Below are 23,611 nucleotides of genomic sequence, written 5' to 3'. Positions count from 1 at the left end.
CAACACTCTCTAGGCGGAGTCCGGGCGGCTTCGACTCGCCTCGAGGCTACTGCCGTGGAGTCGGCAGGGGCTCATCCGGGTGGATGATGGAGGGGCTCCGTCGGACATAGGCCCGGGCCCAGAGGTAGGCCCCGGCCCCCGCGGCCAGCAGGGCTCCCACGGCGCCCAGGAGCACCCATCGAGTCGTCCGCGTCATTCGAGTCCTCCAGGAGGACTCCCGACATGAGGAGCCTCCGTGCCTGCTCGACCCTAGGGCACGGAGGCTGCCGCGGGCCAGCCAGCAGTGTCCTCTCGCCAGCCCCAGGCCGAATGTGTGCTTGCGTCGGCCAGCAAGTTCGGCTACTTGTGCCCTCGCCGCAGCGGTTCTGCGCGATTAGCTCAGCTGGATAGAGCGTTGGCCTCCGGAGCCAAAGGCCGCAGGTTCGACTCCTGCATCGCGCGCAGGGACAACCGCCCGGTCTTCCTCAGGAAACTGATGGAGACCGGGCGGGAAATCCTGCCCCTCGAAAACGCTTGGCAAGGTTCTGGTGGCGAGCGGAGGAGCGGACAGCTCCAACCCCACTTCCAGCGTCCTCGCAGTCGCATCAATCAGGCAAATCGCGGATTGGAATCGACTCCATGCCCGTCCCAGGAAAGACGTGTCGCCCATCGAGCGCGGCGATGGTGGCAATCAGCCTCATGCTCGGGTGCGCATCCACGGAGCACTCGCGGTCAGGCATGAACGAGGCCTACGCTCAGGCCACCTGCATGGATACTGTGACGTGCTGCCTGCAACGCAGTGCAGGCAACCCGGAAGCCTGCGGCCTGACAGCCGCCGAAGCCAGCAAGTACATCAGCACGGCAATCGCGCTCGACGCGTCCGGCGAGAAGAGCGAGGAGAAGGACGACCCCGACGAGGGGTGGAAGCAGCACTGCATCGACGTCTACGTCCAATGCAAGGACCAGAAGAAGCCCCGCTGGGTAGGTGATTGCTATGCGTGCTTCCGGAACTGCGAGGGGCAGCGCCAGTGGCCCTTCGACCTGTGCCACCCACGCAAAGGTTGACACATGCCCACGCCAATGAATTGGGATGACGTCCGCGACCTCGAGCACCGCGTGCTCAAGAACGGGGAGGCGCTCATTCTGACGGACGAGCTACGGGACATTCTCCGCACTCGTGCGGCAGAGGTGGCCCTCCCAATGACGGCCACGGAGCAGTCCCTCCAGACAGAGGCGACCGCTCGAGAGCTCCTTGAAGAGATTGCGCGCCGCATCCGAGAGGGCTCGGTACGCCTGTCGCGCGCAATGTCGCGGGCCTACAAACACCAGCAGGCTGGCGACATGCAGGCAGCCCGTCGACTCCTGGAGGGAGTGCTGGACGTTGAGGTCGTCCCTCACTATCGAGACTTGGCGCAGGTTCAGCTAGAAGCCCTCGATGACGGCGAGTAGCCGCCTCCCACGACGTGGCGCCTCGTTTCGCGGAAAGGAGGCCTCCGTGCGAAGGGTCCATCCTCCCACGCCTACGCCCGATCGACTCCAATTCCATCGCATCCACTGAGCGGCGATTCAGGATGACGGGTTCTGGTTCTGCCAAGACGGGAGGAGCCAGAAACCACGGGGCGCAGCATCAGCTCCGCCGGGAGTCACCAGGGAGACCCTGCGGTGGCAGGCGTGCGCGAATTTCTTGTAACTCGTGCAGAATAGCGCGTTGGCACTGAAAGTGGCGCCGCACCAAATCAACAACCGCTATCGCCCCCGCGATAGCTAGGGTGATAGTCGTTTGCACAATGAGCGAGTACACGCAGACAGCGGCAACCAACACCCATCGGCCGCGCCAAGTGAGCCAGGCACCCCAGCCAAAACACCACAGCCCGGCTACCAAGGCGGGACCACCCAGCACAATACCAGCAAGCCTCAGTACGCCTGGATGAATCCCCAGCATGTTGACGAGTACGCCTGTTCCAGGTGCCCCGTTGAACTCGAATGCGCGGACGAGCTCATTGAGGCCAACCAACAGAGCTTGTAGCCAATTCCAGAAAAGGCCCACGAGGAAGCCAAGGCCAAGTCCTATGGCCATGAAGGGATGGCGTTCAGCCCAGTCGTTATTGGCTGGAGTCTCTGCGGTCGTCTCCATATCCATTAGCCTCCCGCACCCGGAGCGAAGGCGTCAACAGCCCCAGGAGAGGACGTAGGACACCGCCACGTGAGGGGCCGAGTTCGCGGCCGGTGGCGGCAGGCGCTACTCACTTGGGCGTGGGACAACTCGCCCCTCGATTAACGACGCTTCCTGCTGACCAAGAGTACCGGTAGCGAAGTCGGAACGTCCCCGACAGCCCCTCGGAACGGCGGAGCCGCGGCCGGGGCACCACGGCACGGCTCCGTGAGCTCCGTCACTCAATCCGAGACACGAAGTCCGCGGCCAGTCCGTCACACGGCTCGTGATACCGATAGAGCCAGTAAGGCGTCGTCTCCCCGCTGAACGCGGGCATGTGGCCACACTCGCAGACCTCTTCGCCCTCTCCTCCGCGCGCTCCCAACAACAGACTCAGCGACGTCAAGAGGACACCAGGCAGCGTGGCCATGTCACCTCCATCAGGCACGACGACGCGCTGCTATCCCTGTCCGCGAGCTTCGTCCTCTACTTCGCGGCGGCCTTCGCCGTGACGGAGCTCGGCCACTTCCCTGTCCCGGTGATGGGCACGGGCGCCGGTCACATCCTCGGCTGGTACAGCGCGTCAGGAATCCTCGCGGCACTCACATGGCCGCGAGACACACGGGTCCCCATCGCCGCCCGGACGTAGCCTGGGCCCAACACCCTCACGCTCCACCGCATTCCCGCCCGGAGACCTTCGTTTTTTCGAAGCCTCCCGGGAGCTTTTCCTATTGGCGCGAAACTCCGCGGACCAGCAGATAGGAGATAGGCCCATGGTGGGCCGGAAGGAGCCGAGGATGCGAATCGAAATCCGAGCCCGACACTTCACCCTCACCGAGACCCTCCGCACCCACGTCGAGCGCCGCGCGCGCTTCGCCATGGGACGACTGTCGGACCGGGTCCGCGAGGTGACGGTGCGCTTGGAAGACATCAACGGCCCACGCGGAGGCGTGGACAAGGTGGCGAAGGTCACGGTGCGCCTGGAGCACGGCGGACAGCTCGCGTCGGAGGCGATGGACGCGACCTTCCCCGGCGCGGTGGACCGGGCCCTGGAGCGCGCCGGCCACGCGGTGGGCAAGGCCCTGGGACGCTCGCACCGCCAGGACAGCGAGAGCGTGAGGACCGGTCCCTGGGAGGCCGAGGAGCAGCACAGCCCGCTCTGACGTGAAGCGCCGCCGAGGGCCCTTCTCCCCGAAGGGCCCCGGCGATGTCAGGATGGGTCCATGACGCGCGTCGCGCGTCCCTTTCCTGGAGGATTTCCGATGCAGACGGCGGGGCCGGGCGTGCTGGCGCGAGGACGGGCCGCATGGGCCCGCGCGAGGCAGCGCTGGTGGGTGCGATGGGGCGTGGACCTGGTGCTGCTGGCGCTCGTGTTCACCGCCGTCGCGGCCTGGCAGACGCGCCACCTGCCCGGCTCCGGAGCGCCCGCGCCAGACTTCACCGTGCAGACGCTCTCCGGAGAGACGGTGTCGCTCGCCTCGCTGCGAGGCAAACCCGTGGTGCTCGCCTTCTGGGCCCCGTGGTGCGGCGTATGCGGCGCCGAGTCCTCCAACCTCTCCCAGCTGCGCCGCATCGCCGGAGACTCCGCGCACGTCGTGTCGGTGGCGCTGGCCTATGAAGACGTCGCCGCCGTGCAGCGCTTCGCCCAGGAGCACGCGGTGGACTACCCGGTGCTGCTCGGCGACGACTCGATACAGGAAGCGTGGCGGGTGAGCATGTTCCCCACCGTGTTCTTCCTGTCCGCCGAGGGGCGCATCGAGCGCTCCGTGGTGGGCTACACCACCCTGCTCGGCCTGTCCTGGCGGTGGATGTTGTAGAGTCCGGAGCACCTCTCGGAGCCAACGGATGGGAACGACCAAATCCGCAGATGAGTGAGCCGCGGCGACCCTGTTGCCGCGGCCCTCTGTCCAAAGCTCATCACGTTCCCGTGGAGAGGCAGATGGCCGCCCGCTGTTCCCCTTTTGTGCGGATGCCATCGTGGCTCACTCGAAAACCTTGTCGTGGACGTACTCCGTGCCAGCAGCGCTGTTGCTGATGGCCCCCTTCGACCTCCTGGCCTCGCTGGCCATGGACATCTACCTGCCCGTGGTTCCGGCGATGGTCGGAATCCTCCAGACGTCTCCCTCCATCATCCAGCTCACGCTCAGCCTCTACATGGCGGTGCTCGGGCTGGGACAGGTGGTGTTCGGCCCCTTGTCGGACCGCATCGGTCGGCGTCGGGTGCTGTTGGGAGGCGCGCTGTTGTTCGCGGCCACCTCGTTCCTGCTCGCGGGCACCTCGGACGCGATGACGTTCGTCGGCCTGCGGACTCTGCAAGCCGTCGGCGCCTCCGCGGCGCTCGTCGCCACGTTCGCCACCGTCCGTGATGTCTACGCGGAGCGGCCGGAGAGCGCGGTCATCTACAGCCTGTTCAGCGCCATGCTGGCCTGCGTGCCCGCGCTGGGCCCCATCGTCGGGGCACTGCTCGCGAGACACTTCGGTTGGCGGGCCATCTTCATCACGCTCGGCGGCCTGGCGACGGCGGCCGTGGTGAATGCGTGGCCCCGGTGGCACGAAACCCACGCGGCGGACGGGCCACGTCCCGCCGTCGCGTTCCGGCCCATCCTGCGCGACGCCGCGTTCTGGACGTACACGCTGGGCTTCAGCTCGGCCATGGGCGCGTTCTTCGTGTTCTTCTCCACGGCGCCCCGGGTCCTCATCGGACAGGCGGGCTTCACCGAGCTCGGGTTCAGCCTGGCCTTTGCCACCGCGGCGCTCGCGATGATTGCGACGACGCGCTTCGCCAGGCGCTTCGTGGCGGCGTGGGGCCTGGCGGGCAGCCTCACGCGGGGCATGCTCCTGCTGCTCACCGGCGCGGCCCTGCTCGCGGCGGGGCAGTTGTTCGCGGCCCCGTCGTTCTGGACGTTCGTCGCGCCGATGTGGGTCATCGCGGCGGGCATCGTCTTCGCGGCGTCCGTCACCGCCAACGGCGCGCTCCAGGCCTTCGGCGCCGTGGCGGGGACCGCCGTCGCGCTCTACTTCTGCGTCCAGAGCCTCATCGTCGGCACCGTGGGCACGCTGATGGTCGTCCTGCTCGACGGCGACACGGCGTGGCCCCTGGTGGCGTATGCCTCGCTCATGGCGACGGTGACGCTGAGCGCCCAGGCGAACCTGCGACGCAGGCGGATGCCCTCCACCTAGCGCGGGCTCCCACCGCGCCGGAGGGACGTTCAGCCTCCGGCGCGGCGTGCAGCGGCTACAGCTTCACCAACTGCACATCATCCATATGTACGAAGTTGGCACCGTTGGCCGTGGTGGCGCGGGTGTGGAAGCCCAGCTCCAGGTAGCCGCCGGTGACGGAGATGACCGGCGTCTCCACCAGCGTCCACGCGCCATAAGTCCCCAGCTCCGTGAACACGGGCGCACACGAGCCACACGTCTTCGCCTGGATGCGCGACAGGTCGAAGGTGCCGCCCTTTCGCACCCACGCGCGGACCCGGTAGTTGCCGGACGACAGCCCCGACACCGTCTGATACGTCCACACCTCGAAGGGCGCGGCGTTGTTCCAGTGCGTCAGGTGATAGCTGCCCGAGTGCCCACCATTGTGCGTCTCGCTGAAGTCCGCGGCCTCCGTGCCGTTGGGGCTCCACGTCGCCCAGCCAGCCATGTCCGACTCGAAGCCCGGGTTCGTCAGCGTCCCCCCCGGCGTGCTGCCCGCCTGGTACCAACGCACCCACTCCACCTCCATCGTCTTGCGCTGCCCCAGCGGCAGGTCCACGTTGCCCGCCGGCGTATTGCCATACCAGTTCCCACCCAGCGCCAGGTTCAACAGGATGTAGTGGTTCTGCCGGAACGCCTGCGCCGCGTGCACGAAGTCCGCGTTCGCCCGGACCTGGTTGTCCAAGCGGAACACCATCCGGTCCGCCGTCCACTCCAGCTCGTAGACGTGGAACGCATCCGCCAGGCTGTAGCCCCGGTTCGCCCCGGAGCCCCAATCCCTCGCGCCCTCGCCCCAGTGCGTGGCCACCTTCATCCACGACGGCTCGTTCGAGTGCCACTCCAGGATGTCGATCTCCCCCGCCGCCGGCCAGCCGACGCTGGAGATGTTCGCCCCCAGCGTCCAGAACGCGGGCCACATGCCGTAGCCGGACGGCACCTTGATGCTCGCCACCAGCTTGCCGTAGGTCCGCTCCACCTTGCCCTTGGTGTGGATGCGCCCCGAGTAGAACGAGCGCGGCCCATAGCCGGTACAACGCGAGTCATTGGGCGCGTCGTTGGTGCGCTCGGCGGTGAGGATGAGCTTGCCCCCGCTCACCGTCACGTTCTGCGCGCGCGGGTACTCCAGCTCCCCCGTGCCGAAGTTGCAGTTGCCCGTCACCGGGTCGTAATTGCTCGTCAGCACGTTCCAGTTCGCTGAGTTCAGCGCCGAGCCCGTGAAGTCGTCCTGCCACGCCAGGTTCCAGCCCGGCCCCGGGTCGTAGGCCAGCTCCTTCTGCTCCTGCGCGACCAACGGCGGCGGCTCGGACTCCACCGGAACCTCGTTCCCACATCCCCCCAACAACAACCCGCCCAAGACAAAACACGCACCCCAGCTGGACTCGCTCCGATATGCCATCCGCTCCTCCTGGAATAATGCGAGAACACGATTTACTCGAATTCTAGCATTTACTTCATTCGAAGTGACGACAAAGTCAGATGGCGTAGTCCCCCACGAACACGGAGGCGGAGCGCACGTCCGCGTGGACCGCGTCTCCTTCCGAGACGCCGAGCGCATCGAACTCGGAGCGGGACACCTGCACCGTCACTTCATCACCCGAAGGAAGTCGCAGGAGCACCTTGACGAAGCCGCCCACGGACTTGAGGCGCTCCACCCTCCCGGTGACAGGAGAGGCGCTTCGCGCCGCTTCATCCGTGCGCGCCAGCTTGATGTCATGCGGACGCACGAAGGCATGCACCGCCTGGCCCTCCCGAGCGGCGGACGGCATCGCCAGGGCGAGCGAGCCGAGCGCCGCGCGCCCCTGCTGGACATGGCCTCGCAGGATGCTCGCCCCGCCGATGAACGACGCCACGAAGGGCGAGGCCGGGCGGTCGTAGATGTCCTCCGGTGAGCCCGCCTGGGCCACGCGCCCCTCGCTCAGCACCACGACGTGCTGGGAGATTTCGAGCGCCTCCTGCTGGTCATGCGTCACCAGGAGCGTCGTCAAACCGGTGCGCTCGTGCAGGCCATGCAGCCACTCGCGAAGCTCCTCGCGCACCCGCGTGTCCAGCGCGCCGAAGGGCTCATCCAGGAGCAGCACGCGAGGGCGGATGGCGAGCGCCCGCGCGAAGGCCACGCGCTGACGTTGGCCTCCGGAGAGCTGCGCCGGATGGCGCGCGCCCAGGGCCTCGAGTTGCACCAGGCGCAGCATCTCGTCCACGCGCGCCTCCACCTCGGCCCGGGGGAGCTTGCGCATCTCCAATCCGAAGGCGACGTTCTGCCGCACCGTCATGTGGCGGAACAAGGCGTAGCTCTGGAACACGACGCCCACGTTGCGCTGTTGCACCGGCTGCGCCGTGCAGTCCGCGCCGTCGATGAGGACGCGCCCCGAGTCGGGGACCTCCAGCCCCGCGATGAGGCGCAGCAGCGTGGACTTCCCCGCGCCCGACGGGCCCAGCAACGAGGTGATGGCCCCCGCGGGCGCCTGGAACGACACCGACGAGACGGCGGGGCTTCCGCCCGCGGAGAACCGCCGGGTGAGCTGCTCGACGACGATGCTCATGACGCCTCACTCCTCCACTCCACGTACTTCTTCAGGACCAGCGTCACCAGCGCCAGCACCGTGAGCAACGAGGCCACGGCGAACGCTCCGGCGAAGTCGTATTCGTTGTAGAGAATCTCCGCGTGCAGCGGCAGCGTCGTGGTGACGCCGCGCACGTGCCCGGACACCACCGAGACGGCGCCGAACTCGCCCATCGCCCGCGCGTTGCAGAGGATGACGCCGTAGAGCACGCCCCACTTCACCTTCGGCAGCGTGACGCGCAGGAAGGTGCGCCAGCCGCTCGCGCCCAGCGTCAGCGCCGCCTCCTCCTCGTCACTGCCCTGCGCCTGCATCACCGGCAGCACCTCCCGGGCCACGAACGGGAAGGTGATGAACACCGTCGCCAGCACGATGCCCGGCACCGCGAAGATGACGTGCACGTCGTGCTCGGCCAACAGCGGCCCCAGCCAGCCCTGCCGCCCGAAGAGCAGCACGAAGATGAGCCCCGCGATGACGGGCGACACGCTGAACGGCAGGTCGATGAGCGTCAGCAGCAGCGCGCGCCCCCGGAACCGGAAGCGCGCCAGCAGCCACGCGGCCGCAAGGCCGAAGACCAGGTTGAGCGGCACGGCGATGCCCGCGGCCGTCAGCGTCAGGAGGATGGCGGAGCGCGCCTCCGGCTCCGTGACGGCGGCCACATACGCGGCCCACCCCTTCTGGAACGCGAAGGTGAAGACCGCCACCAGCGGGACGACGAGGAAGACGGCCAGGAAGCCCAGCGCCAGGGTGATGAGCGTCCAGCGCACCCACCGCGAGCCCTCCAGCGGGCGCGTCGCGCGGTGCGACACCAGACTCGAAGGAGCCAGCATGTCCGTCACGCTCCAGGCCGGACTTCGAACCGGCGGTGGCTCCAGCGCTGGAGCAGGTTGACGACGAGCAGCAGCAGGAACGACGTCACCAGCATCACCACCGCGATGGCCGTGGCCCCCGCGTAGTCGTACTGCTCCAGCTTGGTGACGATGAGCAGCGGGACGATTTCGGTGCGCAGCGGCATGTTGCCGGAGATGAAGACGACGGAGCCGTACTCGCCCAGCGCCCGCGCGAAGGCCAGGGTGAAGCCGCTGAGCAGCGCGGGGGAGATGGCCGGGAACAGCACCCGCGTGAAGGTCTGCCACGGCGTGGCGCCCAGCGTCGCCGCGGCCTCCTCCACGTCCGCGTCCAGCTCCTCCAGCACCGGCTGCACCGTGCGCACCACGAAGGGCAGCCCGATGAACGTCAGCGCCACCGCGATGCCCACGGAGGTGTAGGCCACCTTCACCCCCAGCGCCTCCAGATACTGGCCGTACCACCCCTTCGACGAGAACAGCGTGGTGAGCGTCAGCCCCGCCACCGCCGTGGGCAGCGCGAAGGGCAGGTCCACCAGCGACTCCACCAACGAGCGCCCGGGGAAGCGATAGCGCACGAGCACCCACGCGACGAGCAGGCCGAACACGACGTTGACCAGCGCCGCCACCAGCGACGCGCCGAAGCTCAGCCGGTACGCCGCGAGCGCGCGGGGCGCCGACACCGTCTCCCAGAACTGCGGCCACGTCAGGGAGAACGTCTTGAGGAAGAGGCTCGACAGGGGGATGAGCACCAACAACCCCACATAGGCCCAGGTGAAGCCCAGCGACAGGCGGAAGCCGGGCAGGACATGACGACGCGCGGGCATGCTCATGGCTCAGCGCGCCTGGGGGACGTAGATGCGGTCGAAGACGCCGCCATCATCGAAGTGCGCGGCCTGCGCCTTGCGCCAGCCTCCGAACACCTCGTCGATGGTGAAGAGCGTCAGCTTCGGGAAGCGGGCGCCCTCCTTGCTCGCCACCGCCTCCGAGCGCGGACGGTAGTGGTGCTTCGCCGCCAGCCGCTGCCCCTCCTCCGAGTAGAGGAACTGGACATACGCCTCCGCCACGGCGCGCGTGCCGCGCTTGTCCACGTGCCGGTCCACCACCGCGACGGGGGGCTCGGCCAGGATGCTCACCGAGGGCACGACGATGTCGAACCGCCCCTGTCCCACCTCGTCCGTCAGCAGGAAGGCCTCGTTCTCCCAGGCGATGAGCACGTCGCCCAGCCCTCGCTCGGCGAACGTGGTGGTGGCCCCCCGCGCACCGGAGTCGAGCACCGGCACCCGACGGAACAGCGCCTCCACGAAGCCGCGCGCGCTCTCGGGGGTGCCTCCCGGCTTGCGCAGCGCATAGCCCCACGCGGCCAGGTAGTTCCACCGCGCGCCGCCGGACGTCTTCGGGTTGGGCGTGATGACCGCGACGTCCTCGCGCAGCAGGTCCTCCCAGTCGCGGATGCCCTTGGGGTTTCCCTTGCGCACCACGAAGACGATGGTGGAGGTGTACGGCGCGCTGTTGTGCGGGAGCCGCGCCTGCCACCCCTCCGGGATGAGCGACGCCTTGTCGTGGAGCATGTCCACGTCGTAGGCCAGCGCCAGCGTGACGATGTCCGCCTCCAGCCCGTCGATGACCGCCCGCGCCTGCTTGCCGGAGCCGCCATGCGACTGCTTGATGGACACCTTCTGTCCGCGCTTCGCCTCCCACTGGCTGGCGAACGCCGCGTTGACGTCCACGTACAGCTCCCGCGTGGGGTCGTAGGACACGTTGAGCAGCGTGACGACGTTGGCCGAGGCCGCATCGGCACCGGCGGACTTGGAGCACCCGACGAGGGCGAGCACGACGAGCAGGGACGACACGAGCCACGAATGCATGGAGGGGCCTTTCACCAGCTCACCTGGAAGCGGGACATGACGACGGATTCGGGCAGGCGAGCGCCGTCGACGGCGCCTCCCTCGTACTCGGTGTGGTCATACGAGGTGGCCACCCGGACGTTGTTGTTGAGGTACCAGTTCGCCACCGCGCCCCAGCCATGGGCCTTGCGCGCCGCGCGCGTGGGGTCCGCGTAGACGGGGAACGCGTCCGGGTCCACGCGGAGCTCGGACATGCGAGCCCCCACCTCCACCGCGCCCCAGCCCTCCGCGCTCGCGCCGAACGGCTCGGTGGGCTTCACGCCGTCGTAGGCCGCCTTGCCGCCGAAGAGCACGTACGACGCGCTGGCCTGCCAGGACTCGAAGCGCAGCCGCGCGTGCTGCTCCCCCAGGTGGACCTCCTGGGTGGAGGAGACGTACTCGGCCATCGCGCCCAGCGGCCCCAGGTAGAGATAGCCCTGTGGCGACCAGCGCACGTGCGCGCCGTGGGCGACGACGGTCTCCCCCAGGCCGTTGCCCGTCCTGAAGATGAAGAACGTCTGCTGCCCCATGGAGCGCAGCGGCGCCTCGCCCGTGGTGGACGCCGAGCCGAACTGCGACCCGCGCGACGCCGCGATGCCCAGCCCCAGTCCCGAGAGCGACGAGAGCCCCAGCGCCCGGAACGGATGGGTGAAAACCCGCGCCGCCAGGTCGAAGCTGTCATCCAGGTTGGTGTCGGCGCTCGCCCCATCCGCCGTGCCGTTGAAGGCCCCCAGCGCGTAGCTCACCACGCCGTCCTTCAGCTCCCCGTGCACCATCACCCCCACGTCCCGGTTGGGCACCAGGTCCGTGGGCAGCGCCCGCTCGATGAAGAGCGTATGGATGCCGGACTGGTTGCGCTCCAGCCCCACCGGCGGACGGAACCTGCCCACGCGCACCCGGACCTCCTTGCGCGGGCGGAACTCCAGATAGGCATCCCACAGCGGAGGCACGTTGGCCGCGAAGTCCACCAGCAGGCGGAAGTCGAACAGGCTGAAGAGTGTCCCCTCCAGCAGCGGACGCGCGCGCCGGATGAGCAGCGTCGTCGCCCCGGGACGGTCCGCGCGGCTCTCGAAGAAGCGACCATCCAGTTGCACGTAGCCGCGCAGCTTCAGCAACAGGGCGTTGTCGGCGGAGTGGAGGGAGATTCCCTCGGACGTCGCCCTCACGCTGACGCTCCCTGGGGCGGGCGGCGCGGGCTCGGCGGGCGGAGGTGTCTGGGCCAGCGCGACGGACGAGCACAGCCAGCCCAGCGCCACGGCCAGGAGCGGGGTACATCGATGCGGGGGTGGACCTGCCATGGCGGAACCTCGACAGCGGAGAGGGGCGCGATGGACGGGGGTTTCGAACACCAGAAAGCCGAAAGCCCACCTCCTCGCGGATGGTGGGCTTCCTCGAACCAGCTCGAACCAGGCTTCTCAGGCCACGGGTCGACAGGCGCCCACCGCAGGTGCGTCACAGCAGCAACATGCGTGGTGGGTCGAGCGGCGCATCGAGTTCCGCCACGATGCCCGCCACCCTCCATCTTGTCAACGCGGCCCCTGACGACAGCCATCCGCCGGCAGCCGCACTTTCCACTCCGGACAGCCTTTGCCCGCCCCCTCTCACTCGCCCCCGAGGGCCTCGCGGCCAATGACTGGAATCCAAGCATAATTGGAACTCCAAGTCAGGAGGTCCCATGTCGAAACACAGTCGTTCGCGGTGGGTTCCACGCCTCGCCACGCTGTTCCTCGCGGGAGTGGCGGCGCCAGCAGTCCTCGCGGCGGAGCGCCCTTCGCTGGTGAACACGCGCATTGGCACGCCCTTCGGCGCGAACGGGCATTCGTCCACGATTGATGGCCGCGTCTTCGTGGGCAACATCCGCGAGGACCACGCGACGACGACCACCACCTGGGTGGCGCGGGTGTTCCGTCCGGAGGCGGTGACGTACGACGCGGAGGGCAAGCCGAGCTTCGCCGCCGCGTTCTCCCCCGGGCGCACCACCACGGTGAGGAACGGAGAGAACGCGCTGGCGTTCTGCTTCACCCACCCGGCCCAGCCCTACACGCTGGTCGACGGGCTCGCGGTGTACCAGCCGTACCTCTTCGATTCGATGATGTTCAACGGCCCCAACGTGTTCCGCCGCCGTCCGGTGGACCTCCGCGTGTCCCAGCCCTTCACGCCGCAGGCGGACATCTCGTCATTCACCACCGGCAACCTGGAGACGCTGACCACCGTCACCGGCGCGAGCATCCGAGGCATCGAGCCGACGATGACCTCCGACGGCCGGCTGCTCATCTTCCAGGGCGGGCCCCTGAACGATGGCGGCATCGACCACCTGATGTACGCCTACAACCCCACGCCGTGCGCCGCCTCGGGCTGGAGCAACCCGCGTCCCCTGTCGATGATGAACACCGACACGGCCTCGGGTGTGCTGCGCTATCCACTGGCGCGCCAGAAGCTCAAGGCCGCCACCGGCGAGCTCTTCGGCGAGACGACGTCCGGCCCGCTGCTGCGCGGCGCGTATCCGTGGGTGGACCACGAGGGGCGCAACGTCACGTACACCGGCGTCGTCTACACGGATGGCGCGCGCCGCGAGGCGGTGAGCCTGATTGGCGCGGACACCCAGTGGACGGCGTACCACATCGATGGCGCCATCAACACGGGCCGGCTCGACATCGCGCACCTCTTCTACTCGGGCCCCATGTGGAACTTCGAGCAGGAGCGCGCCCCGGAGCAGAACTTCCCGCCCGGCGCCAACAACGACAGTCGCTACCTGCCCGTCACCAAGTCCCACGACGTGCTCGCCCTCTTCGGCAGCAACACGTCGGACTACAACGAGGTGGACGTGGGCGAGCTGGTGGACCCGTTCCACGTGCTCAACCTGCCCATGAACGAGCTGGTGACACGCGCGGGCGCCTACGACTTGACGCGCACGCCGGACCACTCGGGCTACTTCTACACGGGCACCCTCACCGGCACCGCGTCCATCTCCGCGGGCAACTTCGTGACGCAGTCCACCTCCGGCTCGCTGTGGGAGCCGCACGGCCAGGGCAAGGCGCTCGTCATCCCCGGAGGCGGCGCCCTCAGCGTGAATCTCACGGACCCCAGCGGCACCGTGCGCGGCGTGGGCGCGCTGGTGCGAGGCTTCACCGTGCAGCTCGCGGTCCGCCCCGATGCGAACATCCACGCGGGCTGCACCACCGGCAATCCCTATCGCTACCTCTTCCAGAAGTCGGGGGCCATCGACCTCATCTACGAGTCCGACAACACGGTGCAGCTCTCCCTCGTCATCAACGGCACCCGCGTGCGCCTGGGGCGCAGCCCGCCGCTGCCCGTCGGCGCGTGGACCCACCTGGGCTACTCCTGGGACGGCGTCACCGGCGTCTTCCGTGAGTACCTCAACGGCGTGCCCACGCGCCGCGTCCTCCCGGTGGCCCCTGGCAGCTTCCGCCTTGGCACGGGCTTGCTGAGCATCGGCGCGGGCAACGTGATGAACACCCAGTCATGCCCCGTCAACGGCGAGGGCTCGTTCAAGGGCGCCATCGACGAGGTGCGCTTCTTCAGCCACGCGCGCTCGGCCCGGTCCATCTGCATGACCTCGCCGGGCGCGGACTGTCTGGACACCGCCATCCAGGAGACACCCACCGAGGGGCAGTTCGGCATGAGCCAGCAGTTGCACCTGTGCAACAGCTACGCGGCGCTCGGCACGCGGGCCTGCTCGTCAGCCATGCACCGCGTCTGCGCGCAGCGCGGGGCGCATGACGCGCTGGCCAACAGCACCAACGTCCTGGAGACGATTCAGCAGCTCATCGGCAACCGCCCGCCCATCTCGCTCCTGGGCGTGCTCGCCGGCGCGAACGCCACCGACGTCAACGTGGCCTGCGGCCCCATCCAACATGAGAGCGTGGCCGTCACCTTCGAGGAGCTGTCGCGCCTGCACGGGCTCTGCACGGATGAGCGCGTCGCGCAGACGCTGGACTGCGGCGCCGCCGCGCATCGCTGGTGCAACAAGCTGGGCTGGACGACGGGACAGATCTTCGAGGTGACGTCACGTCCCTGGGTGGGCTGCTTCAACTCCGGCCTCATCCAGGACGTGGCCAAGGACCAGCTCGGCCCCGTGTCCAACTCCGGCGCCTTCATGACCACCGACTCCAAGCTGGAGGTCAGCCGGTGGTGCCAGGCGCGAGGGTATGGCGCCGGCGTGGTGCAGGAGCTGGGCCTGGGTTACCTCGCGCAGGTGCACTGCTTCCAGCCCGCCGTGACGGTGCCCTGGAAGATCAACCCCTGAGCCCCGGCGCCCCTCAGGTCCCCTGGAGCCTGAAGGGCGTCCCCTTCTCGCCGGCGGAGTGCTCGCGGGTCAGCACCTCGAGCACCTCGCCGGGGAGCGGGAACCACCGCAGCCGCTCGGCCTCCGCGCGGAGCGGCGCGTCGTCCGTCTTCAGGCGCGCGTAGTCCTGGAGCGCCTCCTCGACGGCCTCGTGCGCGCGGGCGACATAGCGGGGCAGCTCCGATTCGGGCACGGAGCGCCCTGGAGGGGGCGCCTCGGCGTCGCCGTTGGCATAGGACAGCGCATCCAGTCGTCGCAGCGCCCGCTGATGTCCCCGGTAGCGCCACTGTCCGGTGGCGGGCTCCAGCACGTAGCGCGGCAACAGCTTCCAGCCCTCGGCGGCGACGAAGTCCACCGCGTCCAACAGGAAGCCGAACGTCGTCTCGGACAGGAAGTAGTTGAAGCCCAGGCGCACCCAGCCGGGCTTCACGCCATCGGTGCCGCTCAGGATGACGTCCTGGAAGCGGTGGCTGGTGACGGGGTCGATGCTCAAGAGGCGATGGCCGTAGGGGCCCGCGCAGGAGCACCCTCCCCTCGCCTGGATGCCGAACAAGTCGTTGAGCAGGGCGACGACGAAGTTGTGGTGGAGGTACGCGTCACCGTGGCGGACGAGGAAGCTCACGATGGGGAGCCGGGGCAGCGCGGGGTTGCCAAGGATTCGCAGCGCGGGGTTCGCGCCCCAGCGCGTGAGGGCTCTGGCGACGAAGTCCTTCTCCAGGGCGTCGATGTGCTCCACGCCCACGGACTCGCGCAGCCGGAACACCAGCCCGGCGCGAATCGAGTCCACGATGGCGGGCGTGCCGCCCTCCTCGCGATGCACGGGGTCTCGCTGGTAGACGTGCTCGCTGCCGCTCACATAGGACACCGTGCCTCCCCCCGGCACGGTGGGGATGCGGTTGCCCAGCAGCCTGCGCTTGACGACGAGCACCCCCGTCGTGCCCGGCCCGCCGATGAACTTGTGCGGTGACAGGAACGCCGCGTCCTTCTCCACGCGGGGCCGCGAAGTGCCGTCCTCCCGGCCATTCATCTCCACGCGGACGTAGGGGCCCGCCGCGGCGAAGTCCCAGAACGCGAGCGCGCCGTGCCGACGCAGGAGCGCGCCGATGCCCTCCAAATCACTGAGGATGCCGGTGACGTTGCTCGCGGCGGAGAAGCTGCCGATGCGCAGCGGTCGCTCCCGGTAGCGCACCAGCTCCCGCTCCAGGTGGGCCGGGTCGATGCGCCCGTCCGCGTCCTCGTCGATGGTGACCACGTCCGCGATGGACTCGCGCCAGGGCAGGTCGTTGCTGTGGTGCTCGTAGGGTCCCACGAACACCACGGGGCGCTCGGCGGCGGGGATGCGCGAGCGCAGGTCGTAGCGCGCGTCCAGGTCCGCGGGGATGCGCAGGTTGAGGATGTCGATGAGCTTGCAGACGGCCGCGGTGGCGCCCGAGCCACAGAAGAGCACGACGTCCTCGGGTCCTCCGCCCACGGCCGCGTGGATGATGTCGCGCGCGTCCTCGCGAAAGCGCGTCGTCTGGGCGCCGGTGCCGGACGTCTCGGAGTGGGTGTTGGCGTAGAACGGGAGCACGTGGTCCCGGATGAAGTCCTCGATGAAGCCCAGGGAGCGGCCCGAAGCGGCGTGGTCCGCATAGGTCAGCCGGCGGGCCCCGAAGGGTCCGTCGAGCATCCGCCCCTCCCCCAGGATGGCGCCTCGAATCGACTCGACCAGCCGTGTACGCGCGTCGTGCATCGCTCGCACCTCTCGTGGTGGGGCCCAGCGTCCCGCCGAAGCGCGCCGACTGTCCAGTCCCCACGCGCCGACGGACCGCGTCAGCCACGCGAGCGTCGCACCGTCACTGCGCCGCCCCATGTTAGCGTGAACACACTCCATGAACTTTCGCTTCCAGTGCTGGGTGCAGCGCCACGCCAGCGGTCGGGTGACGCTCACGCCGCTGTCACTTCCCCACCTCGCGGTGCACGCGGACTCCCTGGAGAAGGCCACCGAGGAGCTCACGCTGGCGCTCGACGACCAGCTGACCCGCATCCATCCCCGCCGCGTGCCGGAGTTCATCTCCGCCACGGGCGGCACGCCGCACGCGCTGGAGCTGCGGGCCCTCCCCGTCTGGGGCGAGGAGGAGAACTCCGTCGCGCCGCTGTCGCTCTTCGGCGTCTCCGCGCCCACGCACCAGTCCTACCTGGGGCTGAACACGCCGCGCCTGGAGACGCAGCTGTGGTTCCAGGGCAAGTCACTCCCCGAAGATGCCCCGGAGCGTCTGCGCGAGCGCCTGGAGGGACTCAGCGACGCGCGCCTGTTGGCCCTGCGCGCGGACGGCGGCGAGGCGTTGATCGACGTGGAGGTGGAGGCCACGCCCACGCGGCTGTCGGCCCTGACGCCGCGGCAGCTCCACCTGGACATCCGCCCACCGCCGCGTCCCCCGGACGCCCCCGACACATCCGATGAGCCTCGCGTCACCGGGCCGCTGGACGACGAGGACGAAGAGGAGGTCCTCGACGACGACACGTGGGAGCCCCGCAAGCGCAAGCGGCGCCATGAGCCGGGTGACAAGGCCGCGAAGCCGCCCCCCACGCCCGTGCTGGACCGCATCGCGGTGCCCTGGCACAAGCTCGCGGAGGACGGCCAGCTGGACCCCGCCTACGAGCAGGACGCGCTGGTGTCCCTGCTGCGCGCCCGCCTGGCCGCGAAGGACGCGGAGGCCGTGGTGCTGGTGGGCCCCTCCGGGGTGGGAAAGTCCGCCCTGCTGCACGCGCTCGCCGAGGCGCTGCGCGCGCCCACCGCCACGGACGACGAGCGCGCGCGGCCCTTCTTCTTCCTGGACGGCAGCCGCCTCATCGCGGGCGAGGGCATGTGGGGCGGCTGGCAGCAGCAGGTGCTCCAGTCCTATCGCGAGGCCTCCGAGGCCCGCGCCATCCTCGCGCTGGGCCACGCCGTCGACCTGCTCGACGCGGGCAAGAGCGCGCACAGCGACCAGAACGTGGCGCAGCTGCTCCTGCCGCTGCTGTCCACCCGCGAGGTGTCCGTGGTGGCCGAGGCCACGGCGGAGACGTGGGCCCAGGTGGAGCGCCGCAACGCCAGCTTCGCCCGGCTGTTCTCCGTGGTGCGCGTGGAGGAGCCCGCGCTGGAGTCGCTCTCCCGCATCCTGACGCGCGTGGCCCAGGACACCGTGGGCGCCACGTCGCTGGACGTGAAGCCGGAGGCCCTGGAGGAGTGCCGCTTCCTGTGCCGGCGCTTCCTGCCGTACGGCGCGCAGGTGGGCAACGCGGTGGCCTTCCTCCGGCGGCTGCTCGCCACCTGCACCCACGCGGCCCAGGCCCACGTCACGCGCCTGGACGCCGTCCGCCAGTTCGCCTCCGAGTCCGGCATCCCCGAGTCCCTGCTTCGCGACGACGTGCCGCTGGAGGCCGAGCAGGTGCGCGCGTTCCTTTCCACGCGGGTGCTGGGACAGCCGACGGCGGTGGAGCGCGTCGCCAACGTCGTGTCCGTGCTGAAGGCGGGGCTCGCGGACACGCGCAGGCCGCTGGGCGTGCTCCTGTTCGTGGGCCCCACGGGCGTGGGCAAGACGGAGCTGTCCAAGGCCCTGGCGGAGCTGTTGTTCGGCTCGCGCGAGCGCATGGTGCGCCTGGACATGGGCGAGTACGCCGGCCCGGACGCGCTCCTGCGCCTGTTGGGTGACGGGCAGACGCCCGGCCACCTCTCCGCGGCCGTGCGCCGCCAGCCCTTCTGCGTGGTGCTGCTGGACGAGGTGGAGAAGGCCCACCCCGCCGTGCACGACGCGCTGCTGGGCGTGCTGGGCGAAGGCCGGCTCACCGACGCGTCGGGCCGCTTCACCGACTTCCGCAACGCGGTGCTCGTGCTCACCAGCAACCTGGGCGCGGACACGTGGCGCGCGCGCGTGGGCTTCGACTCGCTGGGCGGAGTCCCCGACGTGGCGGCGCTGCGCACGCACTACCTGGCGGAGGTGCAGCGCTTCTTCCGGCCGGAGATGTTCAACCGCCTGGACGACACCATCGTCTTCTCCCCCCTCTCCGCGGAGCTGCTGCGCCGGTTGGTGGTGCGCGAGGTGGAGGCCGTGCGACGCCGCTCCGGCCTGTCCCGCCACGACGCGAGCCTGGAGGTCTCCGAGTCCGCGCTGGACTGGCTCGCCGCGCGTGGCTTCGACCCGCGCTATGGCGCGCGCCCGCTCAAGCGGGCCCTGGAGCGGGAGCTGGTGGTGCCGGTGGCGGCCTGGCTCGCGGAGCACCCGACGAGCGGCCCGGTGACGCTGCACGTGGAAGGCGGCGACAGTGGCCTCACGCTGCGCGCGGAGGCGGTGGGCGGCGCGGCGGAGGGCGTGGGTCGACAGGCCATCGAGCAGGTGCTGGAGGAGGCCGCCACCCTGCGCGCGGAGGTGCAGCGCTGGGGTCGCTCTCCGCCCATGCGCGTGCTCCGCCAGGAGCTGGCTGTCTTCGACAAGATGTCCCGGCAGACGTCGTACTGGGAGGAGCGCGCGCTGGCGGAGGAGTCGTCACGCAAGTCCGGCGAGGCACGTGAGCTGGACAAGGCCTTCCGCGAGTGCGCCCAGCAGACGGAGGCCATCGAGGACCTGCTCTTCGAGGCGCACCTGTCGCGCTCGGTGGGACAGGCGGAGTCGCTCGCGCGTGATGTCTCCTCGCTGCGCGCCACGTTCCGCCCTCTGCGAGAGCGGCTCTACGGGAGCCTCTACCAGTACTCGCGCAGCGTCTCCCTCATCCTGGTCCCCAGCCGGGGCGCGTGGGCCAGGCTGTGCTTCCTCGCGGCCTCCTACGAGCGCTGGTGCAACAGCAAGCAGCTCACGTTCCAGCGCGTGCTCCTGTGGCCCTACCAGAAGCCGGAGGGAGAGAAGGCGCCTCGCAAGCCCCCGCCTCCGACGTGGAGCTACGAGAAGCACGACGACCTGACGAAGCTGAAGACGACGCCCATGGCCTACGCCATCGAGGTGACGGGCGAGACGCGCCCCCTCCTCCTCTCCGCCGAGCACGGCGTGCACCGCTTCGTCGAGGGGAGCCAGGCGGCGCTGGTCCGCGTGCTCTTCACGACGAACCCGTACAGCCGGGACGTGCTGCCGGAGTGGGAGAAGCTCGAGAAGCTGCTGCCGAAGGAGGAGGTCCGGAGGATTCGCCCCGGCTCGACGGAGATGTCGGGGGGCTCCGTGGAGGACCTGCGCACCGGCGCGCGCGCGCGCTACGCCGGCGGCGTGCTGGACATGGAGTCGCTGCAGGAGCCGTGGATGAACTGGCGCGTGTTCGGCGAGACGGAGGAGGACTGACCCATGGATCTCAAACTGCCCCTCGTCTACGCCCCCATGGGTGGCCGCCTCGTCGAGGCCTGGGTCCCCGCCTTCTGGCCCGCCCTGCACCGCGTGGGCCCCAGCCTGTCCGCGCTGCGCGACGACCTGGCGCTCGCCATCATGGAGCGCTTCGAGAAGGAGCACCCGTCGCGCGTGGCCAGCTACCAGCTGCCTCCGCACCTGTCGCTCAAGCACGTGAAGGTGGACACCGAGGCGAGAGATCGGGAGAAGGGCCTGCGCATCGCGCTGGAGGGGCGCATGGCGGTGCTGCTGGAGAAGTGGCCTCGCGATGACTTCTGGGTGGTGACGCCCACGCGCATGCCGGAGGCCCGCTTCGCCATCGCCCGGCCCGAGGACCTGCCCAAGGCGCTGGGGCGCAGGCTGGGCGCGTGGTGCCTGGAGCACGGGCTGAAGAACCTGGACTCGCGCTGGGCCCAGGGCCGTGAGCGGCTGGAGCTGCTGGAGGTGGATGCCTACGCGCCCTCCATCCTCCCGCGCACGCCGCCCCGGCCGCCCAAGCCGCCCCGGCGTCGCCGCGCGTCCGCGTCGGAGTCGAAGCAGACCGCGACGCCGCCCGAGACACCGGAGCAGCGAGAGAAGCGGCGCAACCGCAGGCGGCTCACGCTCACGGAGCTGCGCGAGGTGGCGCGCAACCTGAGCCACGCCGCGCGCGACGACGGGCTGGAGCATTGCTACGGCCGCGAGTCGCTCGTGCGCGAGGTGGTGGACGCACTGGAAGGCCGCGAGGGCGCGGCCATCGTCCTGGTGGGCCCGCCGGGCTCGGGCAAGACGGCGCTGGTGCACGAGGTGGTGCGCCGGCTCACCGTCCGCCAGGACGCCGCGGGACAGCGCCGGGACGTGTGGCGCGTGGACGGCAACCAGTTCATCGCGGGCATGAGCTACGTGGGCCAGTGGGAGGCGCGGGCCCGGGGCGTGGTGAAGGAGCTGGTGGAGGTCGCGGACCTGCTCTACGTGGACGACCTGGCGTCGCTCGTCTACGCGGGACGCACCGCGAACGAGCGCACCAACGTGGCGCAGTTCCTGGAGCCGCACATGGCGCGCGGCGAGCTGACGGTGCTGGCCGAGTCCACGCCGGAGCGCTTCGAGCGCGTGCGCGAGGAGGCCCCCACGCTCGCCTCGCTCTTCCGCGTGGTGCACGTGCCAGCGCTGGAGCCCCGCACGACGCTGCCCGCCCTGCTGGGCACGCTGCGCGAGCTGGAGGGCTCGGGTGACGGCGGGCCCGCGGTGCGGCTGTCGCCGCTGGCGCTGGAGACGCTGCTGGACCTGCAGCACCGCTTCGTCGCGCACGAGTCCTTCCCGGGCAAGGCGGTGCGCCTCTTGCGCCGGGTGCTCGCGCGCCCGGGCACGGTGGAGCAGAACGTGCGGCGCTTCACGGAGGTCGACGTCACCGCCGCGATGCGTGAGCAGACGGGCCTGCCGGACTTCGTGCTGGGCAGCGCGCCGCCCCGCCCCCGCGAGGCGCTGGAGCGGGCCCTGGCCACGCAGGTGGCGGGGCAGCCGGAGGCCGTCGGCGCCGTGGTGGACGCCATCCTCACGCTCCAGCGCTCGCTGCAGCCGCCGGACAAGCCGCTGGCCACGTACCTCTTCGTGGGCCCCACGGGCGTGGGCAAGACGGAGACGGCCAAGGCGCTGGCGCGCACCCTCTTCGGCAGCGAGGAGCGGCTGGTGCGCTTCGACATGTCGGAGTTCATCTCCGCGTCCAGCATCACCCGCCTGCTCGGGCGGCCCGGTGCGCCGGACGGTGAGCTGACCACGGCGCTGCGCACCCAGCCCTTCTGCGTCGTGCTCTTCGACGAAGTGGAGAAGGCGCACCCGCGCGTGTTCGATGCCCTGCTCCAGTTCCTCGGCGAGGGGCGGTTGACGGACGGCGCCGGGCGCACCGTGGACGCAAGGCAGGCGGTGGTGGTGCTCACGTCCAACCTGGGCGTGCGCGAGGCCGCCGCCCGCACGGGCTTCCACCGGGCCCCCGAAGGCGCGGAGGCGCACTACCTCTCCGCGGTGCGCGCGTTCTTCCGCCCGGAGTTCTTCAACCGGTTGGACCGCGTGGTGCCCTTCCGCTCGCTGACGCCCGCCGCGCTGCGGCTCGTCGTGGAGCACGCGCTGGAGTCGCTGCTGTCGCGTCGGGGCATCCGCCGGGGCAACGTGCTGGTGGAGGTGGAGTCCCCGCTGCTCGACCTGCTCGTGGAGCAGGCCTATGATCCGCGCTATGGCGCGCGTCCACTGAAGCGCGCGCTGGAGCGTCGCCTCACCGTGCCCCTGGCGCATCACCTGGTGCGGCGCGGAGGCGACGACCTGGCCCGCGTGGAGCTGTATCGCCAGGGTGACGACATGGGCCTGTCCGTGGAGCTGCTCGTGCGCGAGCCCGCGTGGGCGCCCGAGCAGGCCGCGAGCGCATGGACGCTGCCCGCGGTCTTCCGTGCGCTCGAGGAGGTCACCGCGCGGCTGGACGCGCTGCTGGCGGCGGAGGCGAAGCGCGCGGAGGCGGGAGACGTATCGACGAGCCCCGAGGCGCTGGAACTGGGCGAGCGCCTGGAGCGACTGTCGGCCGAGGCCCTGGACATCCGCGAGAACGAGCTGGCGGACCGCGACTTCCTCGAGACGGAGGAGCGCGCGGGCAAGGAGGAGCGCCGCGCGTACGACTCCAGCTGGCACAACAAGGGACGCGGTGGACTGAGGCCCCGTCCGGCGTACGCCGCGCAGCCCCTGCCGGTGTCTCCCGAGGAGCGGCTGCGCCGCTGCCGCCCCAAGGTGATGAAGCTGCGGGATGAGGTGGAGTGGCTCGCGCACCAGCTTGGCCGGCGCGAGCGCGGCGTGGAGACGCACAGCCTGTTGGTCGAGGGTCTGGCCGACGCGTCCACCTTCGCGGTGAGCGCCGTGACGGGCTCGTTGCCCCAGGGGCTCGGCCGCTGCGTCGTCCTCGAGGAGCGCGTGGAGCCGGATGGCAGGACATCATGGGAGTCGAGCGGGACGGCGCTCCCCGTCGGAGCCCGCGTCCGGCGCGCGGTGGTGACGCTGACCGCGTTCGGTCTGTCGGACGTCCTCCCCCAGCTGGAGGGCTACGCGCTGGTCCTCATCCCTCGCGATGACGGCCCCAGGCCCGCGCTGCTGCGCGTGGAGCGACTGGAGGGCTCGCCGGAGCAGCTCGCGGACGTGGCCCAGCGGGTGGCCGCGCGAGACCAACTGAAGCTCGCCGAGCAGCAGGCACGCCGCGCGGGCACGGCCCCCGCGCCCACCCCGGGCCGGGTCGTCCTGGAAGGAATGCAGCCGCCCATCCAACACCTGGCGAGCGGACGGCCGCCCGCGGACGCCGTCACCTGGGCGGCGCGAGTGCTGCGCGAGCAGTCCCGAGGAGGGCACTGA

Annotated in this window: 18 protein-coding genes and 1 tRNA gene; 9 read left to right on the top strand and 10 right to left on the bottom strand. The window is 70.1% G+C overall.

Translation table 11 applies throughout. The annotated features are described in order from the left end of the window. Positions 1-46: 46 nt before the first annotated feature. Entirely contained in the window at positions 47-196 is a 150-nt protein-coding gene (locus OWM54_RS35590) for a hypothetical protein (RefSeq protein ID WP_223745782.1), read from the bottom strand. 171 nt (positions 197-367) lie between these two features. Between OWM54_RS35590 and OWM54_RS35585 the strand changes: the two genes are divergently transcribed. The 3 genes from OWM54_RS35585 (at position 368) to OWM54_RS35575 (ending at position 1,428) form a co-directional block, all read left to right on the top strand. Further along, a tRNA-Arg gene (locus tag OWM54_RS35585) sits at positions 368-441 on the top strand. Positions 442-717: 276 nt separating this feature from the next. Continuing rightward, positions 718-1,044, top strand: coding sequence for a hypothetical protein (locus OWM54_RS35580; protein ID WP_267700303.1), 327 nt, complete (start codon positions 718-720; stop codon positions 1,042-1,044). Between the two features lie 3 nt (positions 1,045-1,047). Continuing rightward, complete coding sequence (locus tag OWM54_RS35575) at positions 1,048-1,428, top strand: DUSAM domain-containing protein (RefSeq protein WP_267700302.1); 381 nt, start codon at positions 1,048-1,050, stop codon at positions 1,426-1,428. A 178-nt stretch (positions 1,429-1,606) separates the two neighbouring features. Here the strand turns inward: OWM54_RS35575 and OWM54_RS35570 are convergent, their stop codons facing one another. Together OWM54_RS35570 and OWM54_RS35565 are read right to left on the bottom strand one after the other, a co-directional pair. After that, positions 1,607-2,113 (bottom strand): hypothetical protein, encoded by a 507-nt coding sequence (locus OWM54_RS35570; RefSeq protein ID WP_267700301.1) that lies wholly within the window; start codon positions 2,111-2,113, stop codon positions 1,607-1,609. A gap of 256 nt (positions 2,114-2,369) precedes the next feature. Then, positions 2,370-2,561: a hypothetical protein gene (locus OWM54_RS35565; protein ID WP_267700300.1), complete on the bottom strand. Its 192-nt coding sequence runs from the start codon at positions 2,559-2,561 to the stop codon at positions 2,370-2,372. Positions 2,562-2,928: 367 nt separating this feature from the next. Here OWM54_RS35565 and OWM54_RS35560 point away from each other — a divergent pair, with 367 nt between their 5' ends. The 3 genes from OWM54_RS35560 to cml all read left to right on the top strand — a co-directional run bounded on the left by OWM54_RS35560 (position 2,929) and on the right by cml (position 5,311). After that, positions 2,929-3,294, top strand: a complete 366-nt coding sequence (locus OWM54_RS35560) for an HPF/RaiA family ribosome-associated protein (protein ID WP_141324457.1) — start codon at positions 2,929-2,931, stop codon at positions 3,292-3,294. A gap of 99 nt (positions 3,295-3,393) precedes the next feature. Beyond that, positions 3,394-3,948: a TlpA disulfide reductase family protein gene (locus tag OWM54_RS35555; RefSeq protein WP_223745778.1), complete on the top strand. Its 555-nt coding sequence runs from the start codon at positions 3,394-3,396 to the stop codon at positions 3,946-3,948. Between the two features lie 178 nt (positions 3,949-4,126). Then, positions 4,127-5,311: a CmlA/FloR family chloramphenicol efflux MFS transporter gene (cml, locus tag OWM54_RS35550; RefSeq protein WP_267701195.1), complete on the top strand. Its 1,185-nt coding sequence runs from the start codon at positions 4,127-4,129 to the stop codon at positions 5,309-5,311. Positions 5,312-5,366: 55 nt separating this feature from the next. Here cml and OWM54_RS35545 read toward each other — a convergent pair whose 3' ends face one another. From OWM54_RS35545 to OWM54_RS35520, 6 genes are all read right to left on the bottom strand, one after another. After that, positions 5,367-6,725: a glycoside hydrolase family 16 protein gene (locus OWM54_RS35545; protein ID WP_267700299.1), complete on the bottom strand. Its 1,359-nt coding sequence runs from the start codon at positions 6,723-6,725 to the stop codon at positions 5,367-5,369. Positions 6,726-6,801: 76 nt separating this feature from the next. Then, positions 6,802-7,869: a sulfate/molybdate ABC transporter ATP-binding protein gene (locus OWM54_RS35540; RefSeq protein ID WP_267700298.1), complete on the bottom strand. Its 1,068-nt coding sequence runs from the start codon at positions 7,867-7,869 to the stop codon at positions 6,802-6,804. Further along, a complete protein-coding gene (cysW, locus tag OWM54_RS35535) occupies positions 7,866-8,714 on the bottom strand; it encodes a sulfate ABC transporter permease subunit CysW (protein ID WP_370640313.1) in 849 nt (282 codons plus the stop codon). Before cysW ends, OWM54_RS35540 begins: the two co-directional genes overlap by 4 nt. An 8-nt stretch (positions 8,715-8,722) precedes the next feature. After that, positions 8,723-9,565: a sulfate ABC transporter permease subunit CysT gene (gene cysT / locus OWM54_RS35530; RefSeq protein ID WP_223745773.1), complete on the bottom strand. Its 843-nt coding sequence runs from the start codon at positions 9,563-9,565 to the stop codon at positions 8,723-8,725. 3 nt (positions 9,566-9,568) lie between these two features. Beyond that, positions 9,569-10,600: a sulfate ABC transporter substrate-binding protein gene (locus OWM54_RS35525; RefSeq protein ID WP_267700297.1), complete on the bottom strand. Its 1,032-nt coding sequence runs from the start codon at positions 10,598-10,600 to the stop codon at positions 9,569-9,571. An 11-nt stretch (positions 10,601-10,611) separates the two neighbouring features. After that, complete coding sequence (locus tag OWM54_RS35520; RefSeq protein ID WP_267700296.1) at positions 10,612-11,916, bottom strand: OprO/OprP family phosphate-selective porin; 1,305 nt, start codon at positions 11,914-11,916, stop codon at positions 10,612-10,614. A 377-nt stretch (positions 11,917-12,293) separates the two neighbouring features. On the opposite strand from OWM54_RS35520, the gene OWM54_RS35515 reads away from it, so the two are divergent. Next, positions 12,294-14,885: a LamG domain-containing protein gene (locus OWM54_RS35515; protein ID WP_267700295.1), complete on the top strand. Its 2,592-nt coding sequence runs from the start codon at positions 12,294-12,296 to the stop codon at positions 14,883-14,885. 13 nt (positions 14,886-14,898) lie between these two features. Here OWM54_RS35515 and OWM54_RS35510 read toward each other — a convergent pair whose 3' ends face one another. Next, positions 14,899-16,656, bottom strand: coding sequence for an aminotransferase class V-fold PLP-dependent enzyme (locus OWM54_RS35510; RefSeq protein WP_267700294.1), 1,758 nt, complete (start codon positions 16,654-16,656; stop codon positions 14,899-14,901). 139 nt (positions 16,657-16,795) lie between these two features. On the opposite strand from OWM54_RS35510, the gene OWM54_RS35505 reads away from it, so the two are divergent. Both OWM54_RS35505 and OWM54_RS35500 read left to right on the top strand, forming a co-directional pair. Then, positions 16,796-20,209, top strand: coding sequence for an AAA family ATPase (locus tag OWM54_RS35505; protein ID WP_223745768.1), 3,414 nt, complete (start codon positions 16,796-16,798; stop codon positions 20,207-20,209). A gap of 3 nt (positions 20,210-20,212) precedes the next feature. Continuing rightward, complete coding sequence (locus OWM54_RS35500; RefSeq protein ID WP_223745767.1) at positions 20,213-23,611, top strand: AAA family ATPase; 3,399 nt, start codon at positions 20,213-20,215, stop codon at positions 23,609-23,611.

The sequence above is a fragment of the Myxococcus sp. MISCRS1 genome, from assembly GCF_026626605.1.
GTDB classification, from domain to species: Bacteria; Myxococcota; Myxococcia; order Myxococcales; family Myxococcaceae; genus Myxococcus; species Myxococcus fulvus.
This window is presented reverse-complemented; position numbering and strand designations above follow the sequence as displayed.

Excerpts from the sequence above, each read along its gene's own strand:
- OWM54_RS35590 (WP_223745782.1), bottom strand. The coding sequence starts at position 196 with ATGACGCGGACGACTCGATGGGTGCTCCTGGGCGCCGTGGGAGCCCTG.
- OWM54_RS35580 (WP_267700303.1), top strand. The coding sequence starts at position 718 with ATGAACGAGGCCTACGCTCAGGCCACCTGCATGGATACTGTGACGTGC.
- OWM54_RS35575 (WP_267700302.1), top strand. The coding sequence starts at position 1,048 with ATGCCCACGCCAATGAATTGGGATGACGTCCGCGACCTCGAGCACCGC.
- OWM54_RS35570 (WP_267700301.1), bottom strand. The coding sequence starts at position 2,113 with ATGGAGACGACCGCAGAGACTCCAGCCAATAACGACTGGGCTGAACGC.
- OWM54_RS35565 (WP_267700300.1), bottom strand. The coding sequence starts at position 2,561 with ATGGCCACGCTGCCTGGTGTCCTCTTGACGTCGCTGAGTCTGTTGTTG.
- OWM54_RS35560 (WP_141324457.1), top strand. The coding sequence starts at position 2,929 with ATGCGAATCGAAATCCGAGCCCGACACTTCACCCTCACCGAGACCCTC.
- OWM54_RS35555 (WP_223745778.1), top strand. The coding sequence starts at position 3,394 with ATGCAGACGGCGGGGCCGGGCGTGCTGGCGCGAGGACGGGCCGCATGG.
- OWM54_RS35545 (WP_267700299.1), bottom strand. The coding sequence starts at position 6,725 with ATGGCATATCGGAGCGAGTCCAGCTGGGGTGCGTGTTTTGTCTTGGGC.
- OWM54_RS35540 (WP_267700298.1), bottom strand. The coding sequence starts at position 7,869 with ATGAGCATCGTCGTCGAGCAGCTCACCCGGCGGTTCTCCGCGGGCGGA.
- cysT (WP_223745773.1), bottom strand. The coding sequence starts at position 9,565 with ATGAGCATGCCCGCGCGTCGTCATGTCCTGCCCGGCTTCCGCCTGTCG.
- OWM54_RS35525 (WP_267700297.1), bottom strand. The coding sequence starts at position 10,600 with ATGCATTCGTGGCTCGTGTCGTCCCTGCTCGTCGTGCTCGCCCTCGTC.
- OWM54_RS35520 (WP_267700296.1), bottom strand. The coding sequence starts at position 11,916 with ATGGCAGGTCCACCCCCGCATCGATGTACCCCGCTCCTGGCCGTGGCG.
- OWM54_RS35515 (WP_267700295.1), top strand. The coding sequence starts at position 12,294 with ATGTCGAAACACAGTCGTTCGCGGTGGGTTCCACGCCTCGCCACGCTG.
- OWM54_RS35510 (WP_267700294.1), bottom strand. The coding sequence starts at position 16,656 with ATGCACGACGCGCGTACACGGCTGGTCGAGTCGATTCGAGGCGCCATC.
- OWM54_RS35505 (WP_223745768.1), top strand. The coding sequence starts at position 16,796 with ATGAACTTTCGCTTCCAGTGCTGGGTGCAGCGCCACGCCAGCGGTCGG.
- OWM54_RS35500 (WP_223745767.1), top strand. The coding sequence starts at position 20,213 with ATGGATCTCAAACTGCCCCTCGTCTACGCCCCCATGGGTGGCCGCCTC.